Here is a 21,644-nt window from a genome sequence, read left to right on the forward strand (position 1 = left end):
TGATCAATTGAATTGGTTTCTTTGTTGATGAGAATATTGGTATTGTTGCTGTCTCTGAGGTCGACCTGAACTCTCCTTTTTCAAAAGTGTTGTCGGTCTTCTTGGAGTATATTGATCACGAGAATAACCTTGCTGTTGATAACTCTGGTTAAATTTTGATGATATTGGTCTACGGTTCCTATAGCCATGTCTCATTGGAAGTGGCCGTTGCATGGAATGAATATTTTTTCGATATATACTCTGCCCGTAAAATCCACGATTCACGACAGAATAATCACGGTAAACTGGTCCATAATAAGCCGTCGCCTGTGGACGATATATACGCCCTTCATCTGGAGCAATAACACATCCTGTCAAAAGCATCATACAACTTGAAAATAAAAATACTTTTTTCATTATTTCACTACAATTCTTTATTTAGAACAGTATTCATTTAGAATAAGAATTGCTCAGGTAGTTTATGTTTTTTCTTGTGTATTCATGCCCAATATGTATACATATTTGCATTATTTTTTGTAAAACATTTAACTTTAAAATTGAGTCATCTTAAATATTAGATAAGTTAATTTTAAAATGATTTAGACCAAAAAAAGCGTAACATTTGACCACGATCATAAGGGAAATTAGACACATATTCATAACCAATCTTACGCTCACTATCAATTTTATATTCCATCCCGTAACCGATTGAAAATTTAAAATCTTTAATTGCTGTAGGTTCAGACATACCTCCTGCCTTAAAGTTCTCTGCATCCAGCTCATATAATGTATTATTATATATACGAATTTTATCATTCTCATACCATTTATTACTAATAGTACTATACTCACGTGCTTCCTCAGCAAGAGCATCTAATTTCTCTTTTTTTTCGTTTGCTTGAATTTCAAAAATAGTCGGTCGATCAAAATTCTCTTCATCAACATATTCATCCGCCCATACAGTCGAATTAATTAATATAAATATCCATAAAATTAAATATTTTTTCATAGGCAAGCAAGGAGAAAATTTTATCTCTATGCTACCTTTTATTTATATATAATTCATGCTTTTATTTAATATAAATATCTTTTTAATATCAGATTTATTTTTTAAAATAAACATACACTTGTTAGATACTATAGGTTCTATCTTATTCAATCATACAGCCGTTTTATAGATTAAAAGTTGCATAAAACTGTAATTACAGAGAAATTATCTTTAGCATTTCCTCAAAGCTTGCTATGTTTCCATCAACCTCATTTTAAGATTTCACATTATGCAAATTCGTGATCAAATTGTACTCGTCACTGGTGGAGCACGTGGTTTAGGTCTAGCAATTACTCAAACCTTACTTGCGGAAGGTGCTCGTATTGTGGTGAATTATATATCAAGTCATACACAAGCCGAAAAATTAGCACAACAATATCCCAATCAAATCTTTGCATATCAAGCAGATGTTACCAATAAAAATCAAGTCATCGAAATGTTTCATGCAGCTAAAATACATTTTGGCGCTGCAATTACATCAATTATCAATAATGCATTAGTTCACTTCGAATTCAATGGCGATGCACGACCTCAGATTGAAGATTTAACCTTCGAAACTATGACTCGCCAATTTGATGGTGCTGTACTCGCATCCCTATACACAACACAAGCTGCTTTAGATGATATGAAACTTGCTGGATTTGGGCGTATTATTAATATCGGGACAAACTTGGTGCAAAACCCAGTGGTACCATATCATGATTATACTACTGCGAAATCAGCTTTATTAGCTTTTACCCGAACATCTGCACAAGACTTAGGGCAATATGGAATTAATGTTAATATGCTATCAGGCGGTTTATTACAAACGACAGATGCCAGTAAAGCAACACCCAATTTCGTTTTTGATTTAATTGCATCATCCACACCACTACGTCACGTCACAACCCCAGAAGAATTCTCCTCAGCGATTATGATATTTTTATCTCCATATTCACGTGCGATTACAGGACAAAATTTAATTGTAGATGGTGGTTTGGTGAAAGGTTAATCAGGACTTTTCTATTTAGTTACTTTTCAATCATTTGATAGCATAAGAATGTAAAGTGATGCCTAAATATTTATACAATGCGACGCATCACTTTCACATCCAATACAGCTCATGAAACTATATTTTGCATTACTAAGTTCATTGACTCTTAGTGGATGCATATTTTCAAACTCAAATGATATTAAACATGCAGAAAAAATCTTAGCGCAATTTCAATGTACAAATATTGAAAGCACTCAACTTAACCACACATCCATTACAACTTATCATGAAAGAATTCTATATATTTCAAAACAAAAGTCACAAAATTATATCGAAAGTTATAAAAATGGAGATAAATTATTTGATATCCCCCTGTCTGAAGTTTTAACCTTACAATACTCCATTTATAAAGATGCTTGTCAAAGTTTAGGTGGTCTACATACGATACCTGATTCGTAATATAGAGTTAGTTCATCTTTTAAAAGATGAATGAAATAAAGTACACGCTTAACCTACACGAAAAATGAACAAATTATGATTGTTTTATTACATGAATTTTCTAGTTTAAAATCAGATAACTTTATATGATAAATTGGGATATACAATTCAACCAACTTCCACATTACAAATATGGGTGAAAAGATGAAAAAAAGTGCATTTATTTTAAGTATTTTAGCGATATCATTAGCTGCTTGCAGCAAACAAAAAGATGAGGTTCCGACTAGTAGTCATTCAGAAGCAACAGCAAGCCAAGCGGCAATTGCATCTGAAGTCGCTCCACCAACAGGTGATACAGCTGAAACTTCGCTCGATTGGGCAGGAGAATATAAAGGGACATTACCTTGTGCGGATTGTGAAGGTATCAAAACTGAGTTAACACTCAATCATGATAAAACCTATGAACTTACTCGTGAGTATATCGGATCAAAAAATAGCGATAATAAAACCACGACAAAAGGTAAATTTACTTTTGATGCTCACCACCCATCTACGATTACGCTAGATGCACCTGAAGACAATAGAAAAATATTTGTCAGTGAAAACTATATTCTGTTCTTAGACCAAAATGGCGATAAAATTACAGGCCCATTAGCAGATCACTATAAACTAACCAAAGAATAATTTTCTAAAATAAAAAAACCCTGCCTTAGCAGGGTTTTTTTATCATCTCATGCTTAATTTATGCAGAGAATTGATTCATTGTATTTTTCGCATCATCATGTGCTTTTAGTGCATTATCACCAGAGAAAATCTCTTTGTGATCATCACCAATGTCTGATCCAGCCATTGCTTGGTGTTTCACACATGCAATACCGCCACGAATTTCTTTACGTTGTACACCAGCTACATAAGCAAGCATACCTTCTTCACCAAAGTAACCTTGTGCAAGTTCGTGCGTAGAAAGTGCAGCAGTATGGTAGGTTGGTAATGTGATAAGGTGATGGAAAACACCAGCTTCACGAGAAGCATCTGCTTGGAACGTACGTACTTTCTCATCAGCCTCAGCAGCTAATTCGGTATTATCATATTCTGCACTCATTAATTTAGCGCGATCATATGCAGAAACATCTTTCCCTTCAGCAACCCAACGATCATAGGCTTGCTGACGGAAGTTTAACGTCCAGTTGAATGATGGCGAGTTGTTATAAACAAGTTTCGCATTTGGCACAGTTTCTTTCACACGATTAACCATGTGCGCAATTTCATCAACGTTTGGCGTTGCAGTTTCAATCCAAAGTAAATCTGCGCCATTTTGTAAACTTGTTACACAGTCAAGTACCACACGATCAATTTGTGTATCAGGACGGAATTGATATAAGCCAGATGCTAAACGCTTAGGACGGTGAAGTTTGCCATCACGTTTAATTAGAATTTCATCTTCTTTCGCATCTGCAATATCAATTTCAGTTGTATCTAAATAGCTGATGTATTGAGAAGCAATATCACCTGGCTCTTTAACAACTGGAATTTTTTGAGTTAAGTCCGCACCTTCAGAGTCAGTACGTGCAACAATAATACCATCCTCTAGACCCATTTCTAAGAATGCGTAACGTAATGCATGAATTTTAGCAACAAAGTCTTCATGAGGAACAGTTACTTTACCAGCTTGGTGACCACATTGTTTCGCATCAGACACTTGGTTTTCAATTTGAAGTGCACATGCGCCAGCTTCAATCATTTTCTTCGCAAGTAAATATGTTGCTTCTTCATTACCAAAACCAGCATCAATGTCTGCAATAATTGGCACAACATGTGTTTCAAAATTATCGATTTGAGCAGTAATTTCAGCAGCTTTTGCGGTATCACCTGCCTCTTGAGCTTTTTTAAGCGCACGGAATAAATCGTTTAACTCTTTTGCATCTGCTTGACGTAAGAAAGTGTAAATTTCTTCAATTAAAGCAGGTACAGAAGTTTTCTCGTGCATAGATTGGTCTGGAAGTGGACCAAACTCTGAACGAAGTGCTGCAACCATCCAACCAGAAAGATAGATATAACGTTTGTTTGTTGTTCCAAAGTATTTTTTATTGGCAATCATTTTTTGTTGTGCAATAAAACCATGCCAGCAACCCAATGATTGAGTATATTGACTAGAATCAGCATCATATTCAGCCATATCACGACGCATAATTGCAGCTGTGTATTTTGCAATATCTAAACCCGTTTTAAAACGGTTTTGTAATTGCATACGTGCAGCATCTTCAGGACTGATGTCTGCCCAAGTGCCACCGAATTTTGCTTTTAATTCACGGATTGCATCAATCGCTGTTTGGTAAGTAGTCATGATATTTTCCTGTAATAATATTAGGATTTTTTTTACAACAAACTGCTAAATTCATACCCTCTAATATTGTTTGAATTTAGATCAATTCCCTGCCATGAGTACAGATTAGTTGGACTTGCAAAATAAATCCAATATCCTTTTAATATCTTCACCATTTATTTAAAAAATACATAGATTAAAGTCGTAATCCAATTTATATAATAATACATAAGCAACTGTATTTTATTGTTTTTAATTTTCACTAAAACTTCAGTGAAAAATAAATTTGTTCTTAATTTGAACATACGACTATAGTCTATTTCATCTCTATGAAACAAAATCACACATCTTAAGCTGAGTAATTTCAGTTATTTTACATTTCTTAATAAAAATAACTGGATGTTTTTTATTCACAATTAGTTCAAAATACTCTTTTTAATTTCTTTTTCTTAATTCAATATCACGACACTACAAAAATAGTTTTTCTATATTCGAAAAAATATTTACGGTATTCTCTTTAATGTTATAAATTTGCTTCATTTTTCGTCGTTTTTTCTACACAAGTAAAATAGCTTATGGCATAATTGAAACAATTTATTAATTTTATTCTCGGTATTTATTTTATGAATCTGGAGCGTGTCGATCTTAATCTACTTATTTACTTAGATGTTCTTCTACGAGAAAAAAATGTAACCCGTGCAGCAGAACAACTTGGTGTTACTCAGCCCGCGATGAGTAATATTCTTCGAAGATTAAGAAATTTATTCAACGACCCACTACTTATTCGATCATCTGAAGGAATGACACCCACAGAACGTGCTTTAGAATTACAACCACGTATTCGCGATGCGCTTGCAGATCTTTCTATGATTTTAGAGCCACGCACCGAGTTCCGCCCCTACACCTCCAATCGCGTTTTTCGAATTATGACTTCAGACTATGCAGAGGCAACGCTAGTTCCTCGTTTAGTCAAAGCCTTAAGATCTGAAGCTCCTAACGTTGTGCTTGATTTTTTAACACCGAGTGATGTTTCCTACCGAGATATGGAGCAAGGAAAAGTAGATCTAGCAATTAATCGCTTTAATGAAATACCACAAAGTTTTCACCAAGTCTTAGTTTGGCGCGATAGTTTCTCTTGTTTACTCAACGGTAAGCATCCTGCAGCGCCTAATTTAAACTTAAAAAGTTATTTAGATGCACAGCACATCTGGGTGTCAAAAACTGGAATGGGTGTAGGATTTGGTGTAAACCCTGAGAAACAAGCAGGCTTAGGCTGGATTGACCAAGCATTAGAACGTATTGGACAAAAACGTAAAATTTCAGTATTTACCCGTCATTACCAAATGCCAGCTTTACTTGCATCAAATGTCGATTTAATTGCAACACTTCCAAGCCGTATTGCGCGCTTGCAAGCACAAAGTCAAAACCTACTGATAAAAGACCCTCCATTTTATATTCCAGAATTTGAATTAAAAATGGCATGGTGTCCTCTATTACATCATCACCCTGCGCATCGTTGGTTACGTCAATTAATTTTATATGTTGCGCGTCAAATGATTGAGGAAGAAAATCGAGAATTTTTATTAAATAATTCACAATTTTCACATCTCTAAACTTTAATTAGTATCATATTTTTAATATCAATATCTTCAATAACTTGTGGAAACTATTTGCTTCCCCAAGTTATTTGTTTTAAAACTATTCAAGAAATGATAAATCCACAGGTATATTCGTGAGTCTCTTTCAAAATATCGTCATCATTCTATTATTAATCATTGGCGGTGGTTTTTTATCTTTAACAGAAATTGCTTTTGCTGGTGCAAGAAAAGTCAAACTCAAAATACTCGCTGAAGCTGGAGAAATACGGGCTCAAAAAGTACTCGACTTGCAAGGCAATTCTGCAGATTTTTTTGCCGCATCTCAAATTGGCATGAATGCAATTGCTATTTTAGGCGGTATTTTAGGTGAAGCTGCTTTTCGTCCTTATTTTGTTAATTTCGTAGATCGTTTTTATGATGGGCCACTCACTCAACCGATTGGTTTTGCACTTTCATTTACCTTAGTGACTTCGCTTTTTATTCTATTCGCAGATTTAATGCCAAAACGCCTCGCAATGATTGCACCAGAAAAAATTGCAATTGCGGTGATCAATCCTATACAAATTTTTATTATTATCTGTCGCCCGCTCGCATTTTTCATTAATGCCATTGCAAATGTTTTATTTCGCCTATTCAAAATCAATACGAAGCGCGATGATAATATTACCTTTGATGATATTTCTGCGGTCATGGATGCAGGTGCTCAAGCGGGTGTATTACAAAAACAAGAACATCACTTTATTGAAAATGTTTTTGAGCTTGAAGAACGAAATGTTCCCTCCAGCATGACCACACGTGAGAATGTGATTTTTTTTACACTTATTGAATCTGAAGAAAGTATTCGTCAAAAACTTGCAGAATTTCCTTATTCTAAATTTTTAGTATGTAATCATAATATTGATGATGTAATTGGCTATGTAGATACGAAAGATCTGCTGGTTAGAATTTTGAATAATCAAAAAATAAATCAATTAAATGAATCAACAATCCGAAATGTTCTCACCATTCCAGACACATTAACATTATCAGAATTACTCGATCGCTTCCGCTCTAGTAAAGAAAAATTTGCCGTCGTAATTAATGAATATGCGTTAGTTGTAGGTGTCATTACCCTCTCAGATATTATGATTACCGTGATGGGAGATTGGGTCACACCCACTGATGAAGATCAACAAATTATTAAACGTGATGAAAACTCTTGGTTAATTGAAGGTAGCACCCCGATTGAAGACTTAAAACATGCTTTAGGTATTGATGAAATGCCAGATGATGAAAGCTATGAAACCTTGGCTGGATTTATGATGTATCGTTTAAGAAAAATTCCACGTCCTGCAGATACAGTTATTTTTAATGATTATAAATTTGAAGTCGTCGACGTCGATCATTTTAAAATTGATCAACTTTTAGTGACCCGATTAAATTCAATTACACCATTAGCTACAGAAGAAAGTAAAAATAATTCTGAATAATACAATCTACAATTTAAGGATGTATGCATGTTATCGAGTGATGATGTGTACATCTTTAATGCATTAATTGAAATTGTTACAGTAAACCCTCATACCACTATTAAAAACATCTTGAAATGCTATAGAACTTCACACTATATAGAAAATCTTAATTATTACATTATTCAACCATATTATATTTCATTGATTTTTAACTACCATTTTTATAGATAATGATTGTCATAAAAACATTTCAATATAAATATTTAGAAATATTTATTTTCCTTTAGAATACCACTTGTTAATTATAACTAACAAATAAACTCTAATTATATCAAGGAAAGATTATATGCTAACTGCTCTAGGTTTGAGCATGATTTTATGCTTTATGTATTTAATAATGTCCAGACGTCTTGTTCCACTTGTCGCTTTAACATTAATTCCAGTTTTATTCGCTCTCATTGCTTGGGGCTTAGGCTTCTTTATAGAAGGCCTATCTCATATTCAACTCAATGGACTGGGTGAAATAATGCTTGAAGGGGTAAAAAAGCTGGCCCCTACTGGTGTCATGCTTCTTTTTGCAATTCTATATTTTGCGATTATGATTGACACTGGACTTTTCGATCCATCTGTCAAATGGATACTTCGTTTAGTCAAAGGAGATCCTCTTAAAGTCGTATTAGGAACCATAACACTCACCTTAATAGTTTCCTTAGATGGTGATGGTTCCACAACCTATATGATCTGTGTCGCTGCAATGCTACCACTTTATAAACGCTTAGGAATGAGTCCACTCATCATGGCATGTTTAATGCTGCTTTCAAGCGGTATTATGAATTTAACACCTTGGGGAGGTCCTACTGCACGTGCAGCCAGTGCTTTACATGTCGATCCAAGTGATTTATTTGTCCCCATGATCCTACCCATGATTTTTGCCATTATTTGGTTATACTTTCTTGGTTTCATGTATGGACGTATGGAGCGTAATCGTTTAGGTATTATTGAACTCGATATTAGCCATGGCGATAATATTCAAATTTCAAATAATCCTGAAGCCAATCGCGCTCATTTACGTTGGTTTAATGGATTGCTCACATTAATTTTAATGGTGAGTTTAATCATGGGCATTTTACCAATGTCCATTCTTTTCATGATTGCATTATGTATTGCCTTAGTCATGAACTATAGAGATATCGATTTGCAAAAAAGACTGATTGCCAATCATGCTGGAAGTGTTTTAAATGTTGTTGGTATTATTTTCGCAGCAGGTATTTTTACAGGCATTCTTACTGGCACTGGCATGGTTGAAGCAATGTCTAAAGAGTTGGTTGCCATTATTCCCGACAGTATGGGTCCATATTTAGCCCCTATTACTGCCCTTGTGAGCATGCCTCTGACCTTTTTTATGTCCAATGATGCTTTTTATTTTGGCGTTTTACCCATACTTTCAGAAGCAGCAGTACATTACGGCATTCAGCCGATTGAAATTGCACGTGCCTCTTTAGTTGGACAACCTGTTCATCTTTTATCACCCCTTGTCCCATCAACATATTTACTTTGCGGATTGGCCGGTATTGAATTTGGTCAACATCAAAAATTCACCATCAAGTGGGCAATTATTACCTGCCTCGTCATGCTGGCCGCTTCTTTAGTTTTTGGTATGTTTCCACTCCACTCAACCCTTTAAATATAAATAATGCATATAAAAAAGCACCAGTTGGTGCTTTTTTATAGATCTAAAATATGAATACTAAAGAAAATATTCTAGCGCATTGATCTTATCTGACGTTATATTGATTAAGAAGTTCAGCCAATACCGCCTGATAGTGAATGACAATATCATCCTCTAAAATATTATATGCATTATCAAACTGAACCATTGGCCAGCCTTCTTTCCAAAATGGAAAAATATTATGCAAATCATAGGTTACGATAGCATCTTCACGTATAATTGCTTGAGCCACTTGCGATAATACTTGTGCTGTTTCAGCACCATCAATCGCCATATAATCAATACCACGTGCTTTTAAAATACGAATACGATCTTTTTTATAACGAATCTTTTTTGATTGTCCTTCATTTAAACCCAATGCCAAAGTTACAGCTTCAACAAAATTATTTTCAAAACATTGATTCAAAGCAACCAAGGCATTTTTATATGCTTCTTGACGACCTGCTTTTCCACCATTACGAATAATTTCTTTGGCTTCACGATTAAGCACATCATTTTTCATAGAGTTTAAAATATCTAGAAGTTCAATATCGCTTAATATTGCAGGAGATTGTTCAGTCATAAGAAGCCTATCGCTTAGGATACAAAACACTATTTTCGCACAAATTGTTCGGGAAATATATGAATAGCGTAACGAAGCCAAAACAGAAATATAATCTTAAATTTATCAGTAGTCTCATATACAAAAAACTAAGCGTATATAAAAGCTCCTCTAATTTCAAAAAAAGAGGAGCATGAACTAACTTAAATCAATTCAACCACAACTTTACCAATATGTTCACCCGTATCCATACATGCATGCGCATCTTGAATTTGATTGAACTTAAATGTCTGATAAATCATTGGTAAACATTCACCTTTTTCCCATAAAGGTGCAACATGTTGCTGTAAACCTTGTGCAATTTGAGCCTTTTCAGCTGTAGTACGTGCGCGCATAGTAGAGCCTGTAATTGTTAATCGCTTCATCATGATTTGATTAATTTTTACATCTTTAACTTTAGCACCGCCTAAAAAGGCAATATAAACCAAACGACCATCACGGCGTAAAAGATTTAGATTTTTTTCTAAATATGGTGCACCCACCATATCCAAAATAACATCGACACCAGCTTGATCAGTTTGCTCGTTAATCACTTGCTCGAAATCTTGTGTTTTGTAATTAATCGCATGTGTTAAGTGAGAAATAGCCTGTACTTTTTCGTCACTTCCAACTGTTGCAAAACTTTTAATGCCTAAACTCTTACATAACATTAATGCAGTCGTACCAATCCCACTTGCACCGCCATGCACCAATATAGTTTCTCCAGCTTTCGCACGACCCATCTGAAAAACATTCGCCCATACAGTAAAGAATGTTTCAGGAATTGCGGCAGCTTGCGTAAAACTTACATTATCTGGAATAGTAATCGTTTGGCTTTCAGGTACAACACAGTATTCTGCATATCCACCGCCATTTGTTAAACCACAAACCTTATCACCGACTTTAAATAAAGTAACATTATGTCCAATGGCAACAACTTCACCAGCAACTTCTAACCCTGGGATCGGTGTTACGCCTTTTGGCATTGGATACAAGCCTTGTCGCTGTAAAATATCAGGGCGGTTAATACCAAAAGCATGCACTTTCACCAAAACTTCATCTGCTTTAGGCTCTGGAATGCTGACTGTCTCATAAGCAAGCTTTTCTGGTCCACCCGCTTCCGTAATTACAACATGTTGCATCAAATTATCTTGTGTCATGTGTTTATTCCTAAAACAATCTATTACTTTTCATCTGTTGTATCTCTATTTGAACATAGAAAGTAAATGGTGTGAAAGTCTTAAAACCGATCTTTATGACGTTATTTCCAACTTATCTTTTTATTTTTTATAAATAATATTTTCAAAATTTCATAACAATTCATGCTATAACTTAAATTAGTAAAGAAATGAATAATCTCTAACTTTAAGGTCGCATTAAAGGCTCAATACCCACCCATTTTTTTTCAGAAATATGACATGTTTTAAGATCAGAAATAGCATAATGCTGATCTAAAATTTTTATACTTCCTAAATGTACTGTCCATTTTGCATCAGCATCAAATTTACGATCTATGTCTGAAATTGGAAATACCACACTCACAGATCCTGAACCTTTATGTATTTGACGTGCTCGACTTTCTTTATCTGTATATAAATTTAATTTTGAATCATTTAAGTCAACTAATCCTATTTTTCGAAATTGCGGTGCCTCCATTGGTGTGTCCCATCTGGTCGATAAAAAAAGCTCAGGATATGCTTTTAACACACGTCCATCATTCATGGTCACTGAAGCTTGACTTGCATCATAATAAACAGGTAAATGGCTGGCTTGTTCTTCTTTATGCTTTTCTATTAAAATCAATGTAACATAAAATTCTGGTGGTGCTTTCCAATCATGTGGCGGTATATTAGGTTTAATTGTAAAATGTGACTGTTCTATTCTTTCATCAGACCAAAACCTTTTTGTATTGTACAAATAGCGATGAAGCTCGAATGTTCGTTGCTTGCCATTTTCCGTGATTGTATAAATATCAGGTTTTTTATCACATAAATCAGCATAAGCTGGGCGACTTCTACCGTAAGGAATACAAGCAGATAACAATAGTGGTAAACCAATAAATAATACAAAAATATATTTATTTTTCATTTTAGTTCCTGCTTAAAATACAACCCAAATATGATGAGAATGATAATGTATTGAGATAATTTATTTTATATTTTACTCCTCTTTAATTACATTTTATCAACATACTTTACTCTCTAAGGCGAATGATAAAATGATTTTAAAATAACGACCTCATCATAAAATTACCATATATTTCTATTAAATACCTTATTTTAATGTCGATGATTATTTAAATTTTTGAATGATTCCGTACCTCGCTTTTTCTATATTTTATTTCTCTTAAACACACTATAAAAATACTCAGTCCAATTGAAAGAAGTCAGTTTTCATTATTTCCAATAGCTAGTTTTAAACAAGAAAAATTAGTCTAAAAAACTCAACATCAACTCAGAATAAAATTAATTACGCACATAAAAAAACCCGCTATTCAAAGCAGGTTTTTTAATTAATGGAAGGTGTTCTTATAAACGAACCAACTCCACAATTTTCTCAGCCAACTCTTCAATAGTGTCTTGAGCAAAAATTACATCAGCGCCTTGTTCAACATCAGTAATCACAATAACACCTGTATGACGAAGCAAAGTCACCTGTTCAGCAGTTAAACCAACTTTAGCAATTGCAACTACGCCCTGTTGGATTAACAGACTTTCAAGAGACTGTGCTTGTTTAAGAATTTCAGTAGATACCGCAACAATAGCGGGTTTTTGCCCCAAACGTGCAGCACGAACTTCAGCAGTAACAGGTTCATCATGCGCAGCCCATTCAATCGTGTCTTCCACCATGCCTGCGCCAACAGTGACATTACTTAAACGATCAATGAAAATGAATGAACCAGTATAACGACTATCATGATAACGATCAAAAACCACAGGTGCGTCAAACTCGATGACCACATCGGCAATCGCATTCAAATCAAGTTGCTGAACATCAATCTTTTCCAATGTATTCACATTGGTACGGAAGTTAATTTTTTCTACCTTTGCTGGAATGGTTTGTGTGCCAAACTTAACGTTATACAACTTACCAATGACAAGCGGTTGATCACTCATCCACACAACTGATGCACGAGCTGAGCGTGAAATCAAAGGTTGCTCACCCGCTTTAACCAGTACGTTACCACGTGAAATATCAATTTCATCATTAAGTGTTAAAGTGACCGCCTGACCTGCTATTGCATGTTTCAAATGACCATCAAATGTCACTATTTCTTTAACTGTCGACTTTTTCCCTGACGGTAATGCAATAATTTCATCACCAACCTTAACCTCACCTAAAGCAATTGTTCCACAAAAACCACGGAAATCTAGGTTTGGGCGGTTCACATATTGCACAGGAAAACGGAATCCATGATTTTTTACATCATGAGATATTTCAACTGTTTCTAAAGTCTCCATCAACGTTTTACCTTGATACCAAGGTGTATTTGGAGACTTATTCACCACATTATCGCCATTCAAAGCAGAAATGGGTGTAAAAATAATATTGGCTGGCTTACGCTCACCCAATTGATTTACGAAGGCACTATATTCAGCCTGAATTTCATGAAAACGAGCTTCTGAAAATTCAACCAAATCCATTTTGTTAATCGCAACAACAATATTACGAATACCTAAAAGGCCTGCAATGAATGAATGTCGACGCGTTTGAGTTTGTACACCATACCGTGCATCAATTAAAATAATAGCTAAATCAGCAGTTGATGCTCCCGTTGCCATATTACGTGTGTATTGTTCATGCCCTGGGGTATCAGCAATAATAAACTTACGCTTTTCAGTTGAAAAGTAACGATAAGCGACATCAATTGTAATGCCTTGTTCACGTTCAGCTTGTAAACCATCAACAAGTAAAGCCAAATCTGGTGCATCACCAGTCGTCCCTACTTTTTTAGAATCGCGTGTAACGGCTTGCAATTGATCTTCATAAATCAATTTTGAATCGTAAAGTAAACGACCAATTAAAGTCGATTTACCATCATCTACGTTACCACAGGTTAAAAAACGTAAAAGATCTTTATTTTCATGCTGTTTTAAATATGCCAAGATATCTTGGCTAATCAATGTTGATTGATGAGACATTGCTCAAAGCTCCACAAATACGTTGAAATCGAATGCTTAAGTGCTGTTAGAAATAGCCTTCTTGCTTTTTCTTTTCCATCGAACCCGCTTCATCATGGTCAATCATACGGCCTTGACGTTCTGAGCTGGTCGCTAAAAGCATTTCTTGGATAATTTCTGGTAGAGTTGTTGCTGTAGATTCAACTGCACCTGTCAGTGGATAACAACCCAATGTACGAAAACGTACAGATTTCATTTGTGGTACTTCGCCTTCTTTTAAACGCATGCGCTCATCATCAATCATGATAAGCGTACCACTACGTTCAACAACTGGACGTTCAGCTGCTAAATACAAAGGCACTAATGGAATATTTTCTTGATAAATATATTGCCAAATATCCAATTCAGTCCAATTAGATAAAGGGAATACACGAATACTTTCGCCTTTGTTCACTTTACCATTGTAAAGATTCCAAAGTTCTGGACGCTGATTTTTTGGATCCCAACGATGTTTTGAATCACGGAAAGAATACACTCGTTCTTTCGCACGAGATTTCTCTTCGTCTCGTCGCGCACCGCCAAAAGCAGCATCGAACTGATATTTATCTAAGGCTTGTTTTAAGCCTTGTGTTTTCATGATGTCTGTATATTTTGAACTACCATAATCAAAAGGATTAACATTTGCGTCTTTTCCTTCTTGATTTTGATGTACGATTAAATCAAAGCCGTGTTCTTTAGCCATATTGTCACGGAACTTAATCATGTCTTTAAACTTCCAACCTGTATCTACATGCAGTAATGGAAATGGAAGTTTTGCAGGATAGAAGGCTTTTAGCGCAAGATGCAGCATAACTGCTGAATCTTTACCAATCGAATATAGCATCACTGGGTTTTCAAACTCAGCTGCAACTTCACGAATAATATGAATACTCTCAGCTTCTAGCTGTTTAAGATGAGTAAGTCTTTCCTCATTTAACGACATGGACAACACCAGCTTAGAAAAACGTGCACTTATGACACTTTTGAAAATTAATATTCATTATAGTGATTTACTCCACTTCACTATTGCTTGTTTTATTATATTATTATTCGTATTTATCATATAGTGGTTTTCTGATAACACTTATCAGAAATATTTAACCTGAAAAATAGAACTGATTTATTGTCTTTATCGATCTTTAAAAATTAAAAATCAAAATGATATTGTGCATTAATTGGTTTAATTCTGTCCTGACAATCTCGTTATAATGACTATATATGTTAATTAATACTGTTTTCAAACGACCATACTGCCCATAAAATTTATGTCTAAGCTCATCAATGAACTTAGACTTTATGGCTTAAATACGGAAAATAATTCAATATGATGTACTGGTTTTATTCAGATCTTAATATTTACCTCGAACACTCAGCATCACACTACGTGGCTCGCCATAACGGTTACCATTAATTTCTGTCCCTAAACGTTGGTAATACACTTTATCGAATAAATTATTGATACTGAGTGAAGAATTCCAATTTTGATTGATTTTATAACCAGCTTGGATACTCCATAGTGCATAACCACTTTGCTCAATTTTTAATGCCCCACTGGTATTATAGGTACTACTTTGTGCATTGACACCCGCACCGATACTCCAATCACTCCAAGCACCAGATAATTGATACTTCGCCCAAATTTTTAATAAGTTCTCTGGCGTCGTACTACGAAATGCCTTACCTTCATTGGTCTTATCTTTAATATATTTAGTATTTACATGTGTATACCCCATGCTGGTTTCTAGCCGTGGGAATAACTCACCTGATACTTCAAACTCATATCCTTCACCACGCACTTTTCCTTCTGCAATATAACAAGCACCTAAATCAGGTGAACCTGAACATGGAGCTTCAACATCTAAATATGCACGGTTACTTTCATCAATTCTAAACACTGCAAATGAAGTATTTAAAGCACCATCATAGAATTCACCTTTGATACCTGCTTCATAGTTTGCTCCAACAACAGGATCTAAAGGTGTACCTTGACGAGTAAATCGGGTATTTTGTGGTGTAAAAATATCACTATAACTGGTGTATAAAGATAAAGTGCTACTCAGATCATATACGATGCCAAAATACGGGCTTAATTCATTGGTTTGCTTTCGTTTTGTCACAATACCAGTACTTCTATTTTTGATGTCATCATAGATAGAACTGAGACGTGCGCCGGTTATTACTTTTAAATCATCTGTAATGCTTAAGCGTAAAGTGGTATATGCACCTACATTTCTAAATGTTGATAAGGTTAACGAGTCAACTTTAGGTCCAAGCACAGGTCTTTTTACGCCATAAGGGTCAAATCCAAATATCGTATCATCACTAACAGGTCGACTGCCTTTACGTGCCCAATTTTCAGTCCCTTTAATTTTGGATAATGTTGTACCTACAACAATATCATGGGTTTGATTGAATAAAGAGAACTTACCAGAAAGCTGAGCATCAAAAGCCATTCGACGGTCTGAACTATAACTATCTTCAAATGCTGGATATTGTGGTCCCTTTGATGTTACAGGATCTACCGCGCCACGCACGTTGATCGCATTTCCTTGTTGATTACGATCTTGATAGTTAGCTGCAAGTCTCAATGACCAATCTGGATTAAAATTATACTTTAAACCACTAAAAATGGTGGTGTTTTCACCATCCCAATAATTCCAAGCAGGTGCCATACCACGTGATGAACGAGAGAGCTTCAAATCATCTCCATTTCGGTAACGTGGTAATCCGCCTGGCGCAATATTTGAATTCATTTTTTCATAACTTGTACCTAAAAATACCGTCGTTTTATCGCCTATATCTGTTTCAACAATCCCATAAAAAGCAGGTTTTCGTGTGTATTCCAGATCAATGAAATTTTCTCTATCTTGGTAAGCAGCAACAAAACGTCCACGAACCGTAGCATCTTTATTTAAAGGCCCACTGACATCAAACTCAGAATAATAATTATCCCAAGAGCCTCTTTGTAAATTAATAGACGCTTGTGGGGTTGCTGTTGGCATTTTACGTACTAAATTTACTGCGCCACCAGCAGAACCTGTACCATAAATTAAACCTGCTGCACCGCGCAAAATTTCAACACGATCAAAAAAAGCTAAATTTGGTGTAAATCCAGCATCTGCATCTGCCATTGAAGGCATGCCATCAACCATATTTTCAGTAAAAGCAAAGCCTCTTGCTGTATATGAAACTCGATTTAAATTCCGCGTGGATGAGGTAATACCTGGTGCAAGCTCCATCGCCTGATCTAAACTCACAAAATTACGATCTTCAATTTGTTGTCGACTAATCACAGATACAGACTGTGGTGTTTTACGCATGGATAAAGCTAATCGTGTTCCTGTACTCATCGACTTTGTGGTATATGATTGACTATGTTCTGTCGTTGCTTGATCTGAATCAGCACGAACGCTAATGGTCGGTAATACACTCACAAGCCCTGACGTTTGTTCCACACTTTGTTCTTGATCATTGTGTTCTTGTGCTTGTATCCCCATACTTGCGAGCACGGCAGAACACGCAATAATCAAATATTTCTTCTGTAAGAGTGGCTGTTTCATGCTTACATTATTTCCTCTATTTATTTAATTTAAATAAAGCAAGCACTCTGTAGTGTTCCTATCTACGATGTCACCAAAGCACAAATCGTATACTAATCACGTATTAAGAGAATAATTTTTAACTATATTCTCACTAATATTTAAGCGATGCCTGATTTATTTCACTTTGCTATAAACAATTTGGGTGCAACTTAATCTCATGCAGTTTATTTCCTTGCAATGTCTTACGATCCCAGATGTTTACGGGTTTGGATATTACCATAATACGATTGAATGTAAATAATAATAATTATCATTTATAGTTCTATGCGTTTTTAGTTTTATTCTTTTTATAGATAAATAAAAATTATTAAAAATGAATAAATTTATAGATTAATAATTTTAATTTATCGCCACCATCGCAGTTCATTTGTAAGATTAAGTTCAAAAGATAAAGAACAACCATTATTTCCAAAAATATTGTGAGATTTTATTGGTTTTATACATATAAATAACGATTGTTCAATTTAGAATCATCATGATTGTTAAAAATATTAAATTAAAATACAGTCAAAATTATTAATTTTTTGATATCTTAATTCTCACACTTATCTAGATTTTTAATTTTGAGAACTTAAACTGAATATATGCCGTCATATCATAAAATACTTGATTAATGAATAATTGATAGAAATAGTTTAGATGATTCCTTTAAATGATTTTATAGATTTTCTTTTTCATCTAAAAATTAAATTCAAAAGAAAATCTATATTTAAAATAATGATGTTTTAATTTAAATATTTAAGGTGTTGTAAATACTAAGGTTGCCGTTGCATTAAAATAACCTGCAGGTAAGTTAACCTCATTAGCAATCGTACTTTTAACTGGCGCAATGATTAAAGTATCACTTCCAAAACCATTTGTAATTTGAGTTGTGTATCCAACACCTGAGTTAGGTGACAATACCGTAGAATCTCGATAAAACTCTACACCTAAATTTTGAATGGGGGTACCTGTACCATAAACATTTCCCGTTCTCGCTTCCACCGCCGTCGTTGAAAATGCAGAAGGCTGGCCGACTAATTGTACCCGCATTAATGACGTAATATTATCTTCGCACTGATAATTTAATTCTAAATTTCTCGTCACAGCACTGTCTAAACCACTCCGTGACGAAATTTCAACAGTCCCAATTGTTCCAAAATCGACCTCAATCGGTTGATCATTGTTAATCGTACAAAATTCAGGCTGGAAAATTAAATCATTCGTTGTCACGAGTCTAATGTCTAAAGTTTGTCCATTTTGTATGACATTATTTTTAGCGACTGTAAACTGTAAAGTTCCTACAAATGTTCCTGCAGGCACGATATTCGACGTTGTTCTTCGATAAATCACAATAGATGGATTAAGTACTGTTGTTCCTAAGCTATTTCGTGCTGGTAATGGTGTATTAACAATAAATCTACTGTTCGCTGGATTAAAACTGGTATTTCCACCCCATGCATAAATAATTGTATTTGTACTCGTATCCATAAATCCTGGACTATATGCATTCGTATTTCGAGTCACTAAGGTAAATCGAAGTTGATAATCACCAGTGTCTTCGAATGAATTTCGACATTGTAAAAAAATAGGCGATAATTCAAAGACTCTATCTCGACTATTGCCTAAACCAGCTGAAGGTATTTGTTGATTCCCCACAGTCACTACTCGGGTCATTGTCGTATTACCAGCCCCTATTCGAAGCCATTCTCCTGTCATATTATCTAGACAATAAATTCCTGGTACCGCAGCAAAGGCAAAACTCATTTTAAACAGTGCAAATATACACAGCATTATTCTTAGTAAACTTTTCATACTCAGCCCTATATTTTAATTGTAAACAACTTCATAAGTTGCTGTTGCTGTAAATGCACCTTCACGAATTTGTCCAGCAGATTGGATACTTTGTAATTTCGCAACTTGTGCTTGAAAATGAAGTATATGTACAACTCCTTCTACCCCAATGGTCGATGATGTATCTTCACCAAAAGTAACAACATGCCCACGTTCATCATATAATCGAATACCAATACCACTTGCTGTACTATCTTCACTAACATTCAAAATTTGATTGTTATCCGTACTATTTCCAATAAACTTCGCACGTACATTCACACTAGGACAATTATTCAATCGAATAATAAAGTCATGCCTTTTCGCAGTATCATTCATTAGTTCTGGAGAATTAGTCACGCCAAAATTAATATCAACTTCCGATGTTAAAAGATCACAAGGCTTAGTCACCAATAAACCAGAGATATTAATGATTCGGTCATTCGCATATGATGTTGAAAAAACACAAAGGCCTAAAATAAAACTAATACCATGCCGCCATAATGTAATTGATTTCATCTGCCATGCCTTCTTCACAAATATTCTCTCTTTCATTGGATATTTCTCAATTTATTCATAGACCAATTCAAAAGAAATAATGGCATGAAAGGCATTAGGTTCTAATGAAGCTGTTCTTACTGGCGTAATAGAATAGGTCAAAATATTCTGACCAATATTTAGTAATTTTGGGCGACTAAATTGATCAATATTAATTGCTTTACCATTTAAATCATTGACTTCCAAGCCTAACCCTTTTGCACCATTTACATGAATAACATTAGGATTAAGTACATCACTTTCAGCTAAAAAGCGTATTTTCATCCCCGGTTGACTATTACTCCAAGTGTTTAATCCTGTTTGATCATCCGTTATATCTGTATTTTCTGAAATACAATCCTCCAACTTAATTTGAAAGGTTTTTGGCTCAGCTCGATCACCAATCTGTTGCAAACGTGCAGTTTCAATATTACCTAAATTAATAGATTGATCTAATGATTCCATTGCAATACTACAAGCGCTTTCAGTTAATGATCCATGAACATATAACTGTCCAATATTTCCAGCAATACCGTTTACAGTTCCTCCCATCTCATTTGCATAAACTGAACTACATAAACCAAGAACAACCAATATTCCGCTAAACGATTTTAATATATGCTTATTTTTCATTGTATTAATCACTCTTTTTTAGCTTTAATCACCTGACATGTATCTACTTGGCACTGATACTGTAATTTTGGAGTGCCACCATAATCATTGATATAGGTTAATACAGGGGAATTTCCCAACAACTGAGCACTTATCGGTAATTTTTCTTCTGAAAAAGGTGCAATCATGACCGCATCTAAATCAGAGTGTATTTTAGAATCTTTAGAAGCTCTTACTGAAATGATCGTGGTGTAATAAGCAGTTGGATTCTTAGCAATGACTTGGTTCCCCTGCTTCACCAGTGTTAACTTCTCTTGCCATGGATTATTACTCATTTCAAGTGGTGCCAACATTAGACTAGCTGGGCGGTAAAATAATTTAATTTTACTTTGTAATGCAATTTGCAATACATTTGGCTTATCGCTTTTAGGTGGAACTTCACGAAGATTAAAATAGAACAAACTTTCACGATCTTGCGGTAATTCAGCAATCTTATTTTCCAATGCTTCAATACGAACCTGACTTGACTGATTTGGCTCTAAACGTTGTAAAGGTGGTAGAACAACAAAAGGCGTATTCTCTTTTTCTTGAACAGCATTTTCCATCCAAGCTTGAGCTAAGTAAGGTAAATTTTTATTTTTATTGCTTACCGTAATGGATACAGAACTCCCCGATCCATCAAAAATCACGCGAGTACGATCCAACGTCACAGCACTATGTCCCAGTGATGCTATACACGCTAAACCCAACACAGTAACTTGAGAAAATAATTGTTTCATTTTCATCTGTTTCATTAAATACC

19 protein-coding genes are annotated in these 21,644 nt (G+C 34.9%); 6 read left to right on the top strand and 13 right to left on the bottom strand.

Annotated features, from left to right (window positions below; genetic code table 11):
- Positions 1-3 precede the first annotated feature (3 nt).
- On the bottom strand, positions 4-366 hold the full coding sequence (locus tag B9T31_RS03380; RefSeq protein WP_139840897.1) for a hypothetical protein: 363 nt from the start codon (positions 364-366) through the stop codon (positions 4-6).
- Between the two features lie 202 nt (positions 367-568).
- Positions 569-988 carry a hypothetical protein gene (locus B9T31_RS03385; RefSeq protein ID WP_086180560.1) on the bottom strand — a complete coding sequence of 140 codons (420 nt, stop codon included), beginning with the start codon at positions 986-988 and terminating at the stop codon, positions 569-571.
- Positions 989-1,256: 268 nt separating this feature from the next.
- On the opposite strand from B9T31_RS03385, the gene B9T31_RS03390 reads away from it, so the two are divergent.
- The 3 genes from B9T31_RS03390 (at position 1,257) to B9T31_RS03400 (ending at position 3,122) form a co-directional block, all read left to right on the top strand.
- On the top strand, positions 1,257-2,018 hold the full coding sequence (locus B9T31_RS03390) for a 3-oxoacyl-ACP reductase (protein WP_086180561.1): 762 nt from the start codon (positions 1,257-1,259) through the stop codon (positions 2,016-2,018).
- Positions 2,019-2,129: 111 nt separating this feature from the next.
- Complete coding sequence (locus tag B9T31_RS03395; RefSeq protein WP_086180562.1) at positions 2,130-2,459, top strand: hypothetical protein; 330 nt, start codon at positions 2,130-2,132, stop codon at positions 2,457-2,459.
- A 183-nt stretch (positions 2,460-2,642) separates the two neighbouring features.
- Positions 2,643-3,122, top strand: a complete 480-nt coding sequence (locus B9T31_RS03400) for a copper resistance protein NlpE (RefSeq protein WP_086180785.1) — start codon at positions 2,643-2,645, stop codon at positions 3,120-3,122.
- Between the two features lie 58 nt (positions 3,123-3,180).
- Here B9T31_RS03400 and B9T31_RS03405 read toward each other — a convergent pair whose 3' ends face one another.
- Entirely contained in the window at positions 3,181-4,782 is a 1,602-nt protein-coding gene (locus tag B9T31_RS03405; RefSeq protein ID WP_086180563.1) for an isocitrate lyase, read from the bottom strand.
- 602 nt (positions 4,783-5,384) lie between these two features.
- Between B9T31_RS03405 and B9T31_RS03410 the strand changes: the two genes are divergently transcribed.
- The 3 genes from B9T31_RS03410 to B9T31_RS03420 all read left to right on the top strand — a co-directional run bounded on the left by B9T31_RS03410 (position 5,385) and on the right by B9T31_RS03420 (position 9,494).
- Positions 5,385-6,374, top strand: a complete 990-nt coding sequence (locus tag B9T31_RS03410) for a LysR family transcriptional regulator (RefSeq protein ID WP_086180564.1) — start codon at positions 5,385-5,387, stop codon at positions 6,372-6,374.
- 119 nt (positions 6,375-6,493) lie between these two features.
- Positions 6,494-7,828 carry a hemolysin family protein gene (locus B9T31_RS03415; protein WP_086180565.1) on the top strand — a complete coding sequence of 445 codons (1,335 nt, stop codon included), beginning with the start codon at positions 6,494-6,496 and terminating at the stop codon, positions 7,826-7,828.
- 328 nt (positions 7,829-8,156) lie between these two features.
- Positions 8,157-9,494, top strand: coding sequence for a CitMHS family transporter (locus B9T31_RS03420; RefSeq protein ID WP_086180566.1), 1,338 nt, complete (start codon positions 8,157-8,159; stop codon positions 9,492-9,494).
- Positions 9,495-9,585: 91 nt separating this feature from the next.
- Here B9T31_RS03420 and B9T31_RS03425 read toward each other — a convergent pair whose 3' ends face one another.
- The 10 genes from B9T31_RS03425 to B9T31_RS03470 form a co-directional block, all read right to left on the bottom strand.
- Entirely contained in the window at positions 9,586-10,101 is a 516-nt protein-coding gene (locus tag B9T31_RS03425) for a hypothetical protein (protein ID WP_086180567.1), read from the bottom strand.
- Positions 10,102-10,283: 182 nt separating this feature from the next.
- Positions 10,284-11,279: an NAD(P)H-quinone oxidoreductase gene (locus tag B9T31_RS03430; protein WP_086180568.1), complete on the bottom strand. Its 996-nt coding sequence runs from the start codon at positions 11,277-11,279 to the stop codon at positions 10,284-10,286.
- A gap of 205 nt (positions 11,280-11,484) precedes the next feature.
- A complete protein-coding gene (locus tag B9T31_RS03435; RefSeq protein WP_086180569.1) occupies positions 11,485-12,207 on the bottom strand; it encodes a hypothetical protein in 723 nt (240 codons plus the stop codon).
- A 440-nt stretch (positions 12,208-12,647) separates the two neighbouring features.
- Entirely contained in the window at positions 12,648-14,261 is a 1,614-nt protein-coding gene (gene cysN, locus B9T31_RS03440) for a sulfate adenylyltransferase subunit CysN (protein WP_086180570.1), read from the bottom strand.
- A 46-nt stretch (positions 14,262-14,307) separates the two neighbouring features.
- Positions 14,308-15,222: a sulfate adenylyltransferase subunit CysD gene (cysD, locus tag B9T31_RS03445; protein ID WP_086180571.1), complete on the bottom strand. Its 915-nt coding sequence runs from the start codon at positions 15,220-15,222 to the stop codon at positions 14,308-14,310.
- A gap of 406 nt (positions 15,223-15,628) precedes the next feature.
- A complete protein-coding gene (locus tag B9T31_RS03450; RefSeq protein ID WP_086180572.1) occupies positions 15,629-17,839 on the bottom strand; it encodes a TonB-dependent siderophore receptor in 2,211 nt (736 codons plus the stop codon).
- Positions 17,840-18,619: 780 nt separating this feature from the next.
- Entirely contained in the window at positions 18,620-19,675 is a 1,056-nt protein-coding gene (locus tag B9T31_RS03455; RefSeq protein ID WP_086180573.1) for a fimbrial protein, read from the bottom strand.
- 15 nt (positions 19,676-19,690) lie between these two features.
- On the bottom strand, positions 19,691-20,212 hold the full coding sequence (locus tag B9T31_RS03460) for a fimbrial protein (protein ID WP_171264680.1): 522 nt from the start codon (positions 20,210-20,212) through the stop codon (positions 19,691-19,693).
- A gap of 51 nt (positions 20,213-20,263) precedes the next feature.
- Positions 20,264-20,863: a fimbrial protein gene (locus tag B9T31_RS03465; RefSeq protein WP_086180575.1), complete on the bottom strand. Its 600-nt coding sequence runs from the start codon at positions 20,861-20,863 to the stop codon at positions 20,264-20,266.
- Positions 20,864-20,871: 8 nt separating this feature from the next.
- Positions 20,872-21,636 (bottom strand): fimbria/pilus periplasmic chaperone, encoded by a 765-nt coding sequence (locus B9T31_RS03470; protein ID WP_228145974.1) that lies wholly within the window; start codon positions 21,634-21,636, stop codon positions 20,872-20,874.
- Between the last annotated feature and the right edge of the window lie 8 nt (positions 21,637-21,644).

The sequence above is a fragment of the Acinetobacter sp. ANC 4558 genome (assembly GCF_002135375.1).
Taxonomy (GTDB): Bacteria; Pseudomonadota; Gammaproteobacteria; order Pseudomonadales; family Moraxellaceae; genus Acinetobacter.

Excerpts from the sequence above, each read along its gene's own strand:
- B9T31_RS03380 (WP_139840897.1), bottom strand. The coding sequence starts at position 366 with ATGATGCTTTTGACAGGATGTGTTATTGCTCCAGATGAAGGGCGTATA.
- B9T31_RS03385 (WP_086180560.1), bottom strand. The coding sequence starts at position 988 with ATGAAAAAATATTTAATTTTATGGATATTTATATTAATTAATTCGACT.
- B9T31_RS03390 (WP_086180561.1), top strand. The coding sequence starts at position 1,257 with ATGCAAATTCGTGATCAAATTGTACTCGTCACTGGTGGAGCACGTGGT.
- B9T31_RS03395 (WP_086180562.1), top strand. The coding sequence starts at position 2,130 with ATGAAACTATATTTTGCATTACTAAGTTCATTGACTCTTAGTGGATGC.
- B9T31_RS03400 (WP_086180785.1), top strand. The coding sequence starts at position 2,643 with ATGAAAAAAAGTGCATTTATTTTAAGTATTTTAGCGATATCATTAGCT.
- B9T31_RS03405 (WP_086180563.1), bottom strand. The coding sequence starts at position 4,782 with ATGACTACTTACCAAACAGCGATTGATGCAATCCGTGAATTAAAAGCA.
- B9T31_RS03410 (WP_086180564.1), top strand. The coding sequence starts at position 5,385 with ATGAATCTGGAGCGTGTCGATCTTAATCTACTTATTTACTTAGATGTT.
- B9T31_RS03420 (WP_086180566.1), top strand. The coding sequence starts at position 8,157 with ATGCTAACTGCTCTAGGTTTGAGCATGATTTTATGCTTTATGTATTTA.
- B9T31_RS03425 (WP_086180567.1), bottom strand. The coding sequence starts at position 10,101 with ATGACTGAACAATCTCCTGCAATATTAAGCGATATTGAACTTCTAGAT.
- B9T31_RS03430 (WP_086180568.1), bottom strand. The coding sequence starts at position 11,279 with ATGACACAAGATAATTTGATGCAACATGTTGTAATTACGGAAGCGGGT.
- B9T31_RS03435 (WP_086180569.1), bottom strand. The coding sequence starts at position 12,207 with ATGAAAAATAAATATATTTTTGTATTATTTATTGGTTTACCACTATTG.
- cysN (WP_086180570.1), bottom strand. The coding sequence starts at position 14,261 with ATGTCTCATCAATCAACATTGATTAGCCAAGATATCTTGGCATATTTA.
- cysD (WP_086180571.1), bottom strand. The coding sequence starts at position 15,222 with ATGTCGTTAAATGAGGAAAGACTTACTCATCTTAAACAGCTAGAAGCT.
- B9T31_RS03450 (WP_086180572.1), bottom strand. The coding sequence starts at position 17,839 with ATGAAACAGCCACTCTTACAGAAGAAATATTTGATTATTGCGTGTTCT.
- B9T31_RS03455 (WP_086180573.1), bottom strand. The coding sequence starts at position 19,675 with ATGAAAAGTTTACTAAGAATAATGCTGTGTATATTTGCACTGTTTAAA.
- B9T31_RS03460 (WP_171264680.1), bottom strand. The coding sequence starts at position 20,212 with ATGAAATCAATTACATTATGGCGGCATGGTATTAGTTTTATTTTAGGC.
- B9T31_RS03465 (WP_086180575.1), bottom strand. The coding sequence starts at position 20,863 with ATGAAAAATAAGCATATATTAAAATCGTTTAGCGGAATATTGGTTGTT.
- B9T31_RS03470 (WP_228145974.1), bottom strand. The coding sequence starts at position 21,636 with ATGAAACAGATGAAAATGAAACAATTATTTTCTCAAGTTACTGTGTTG.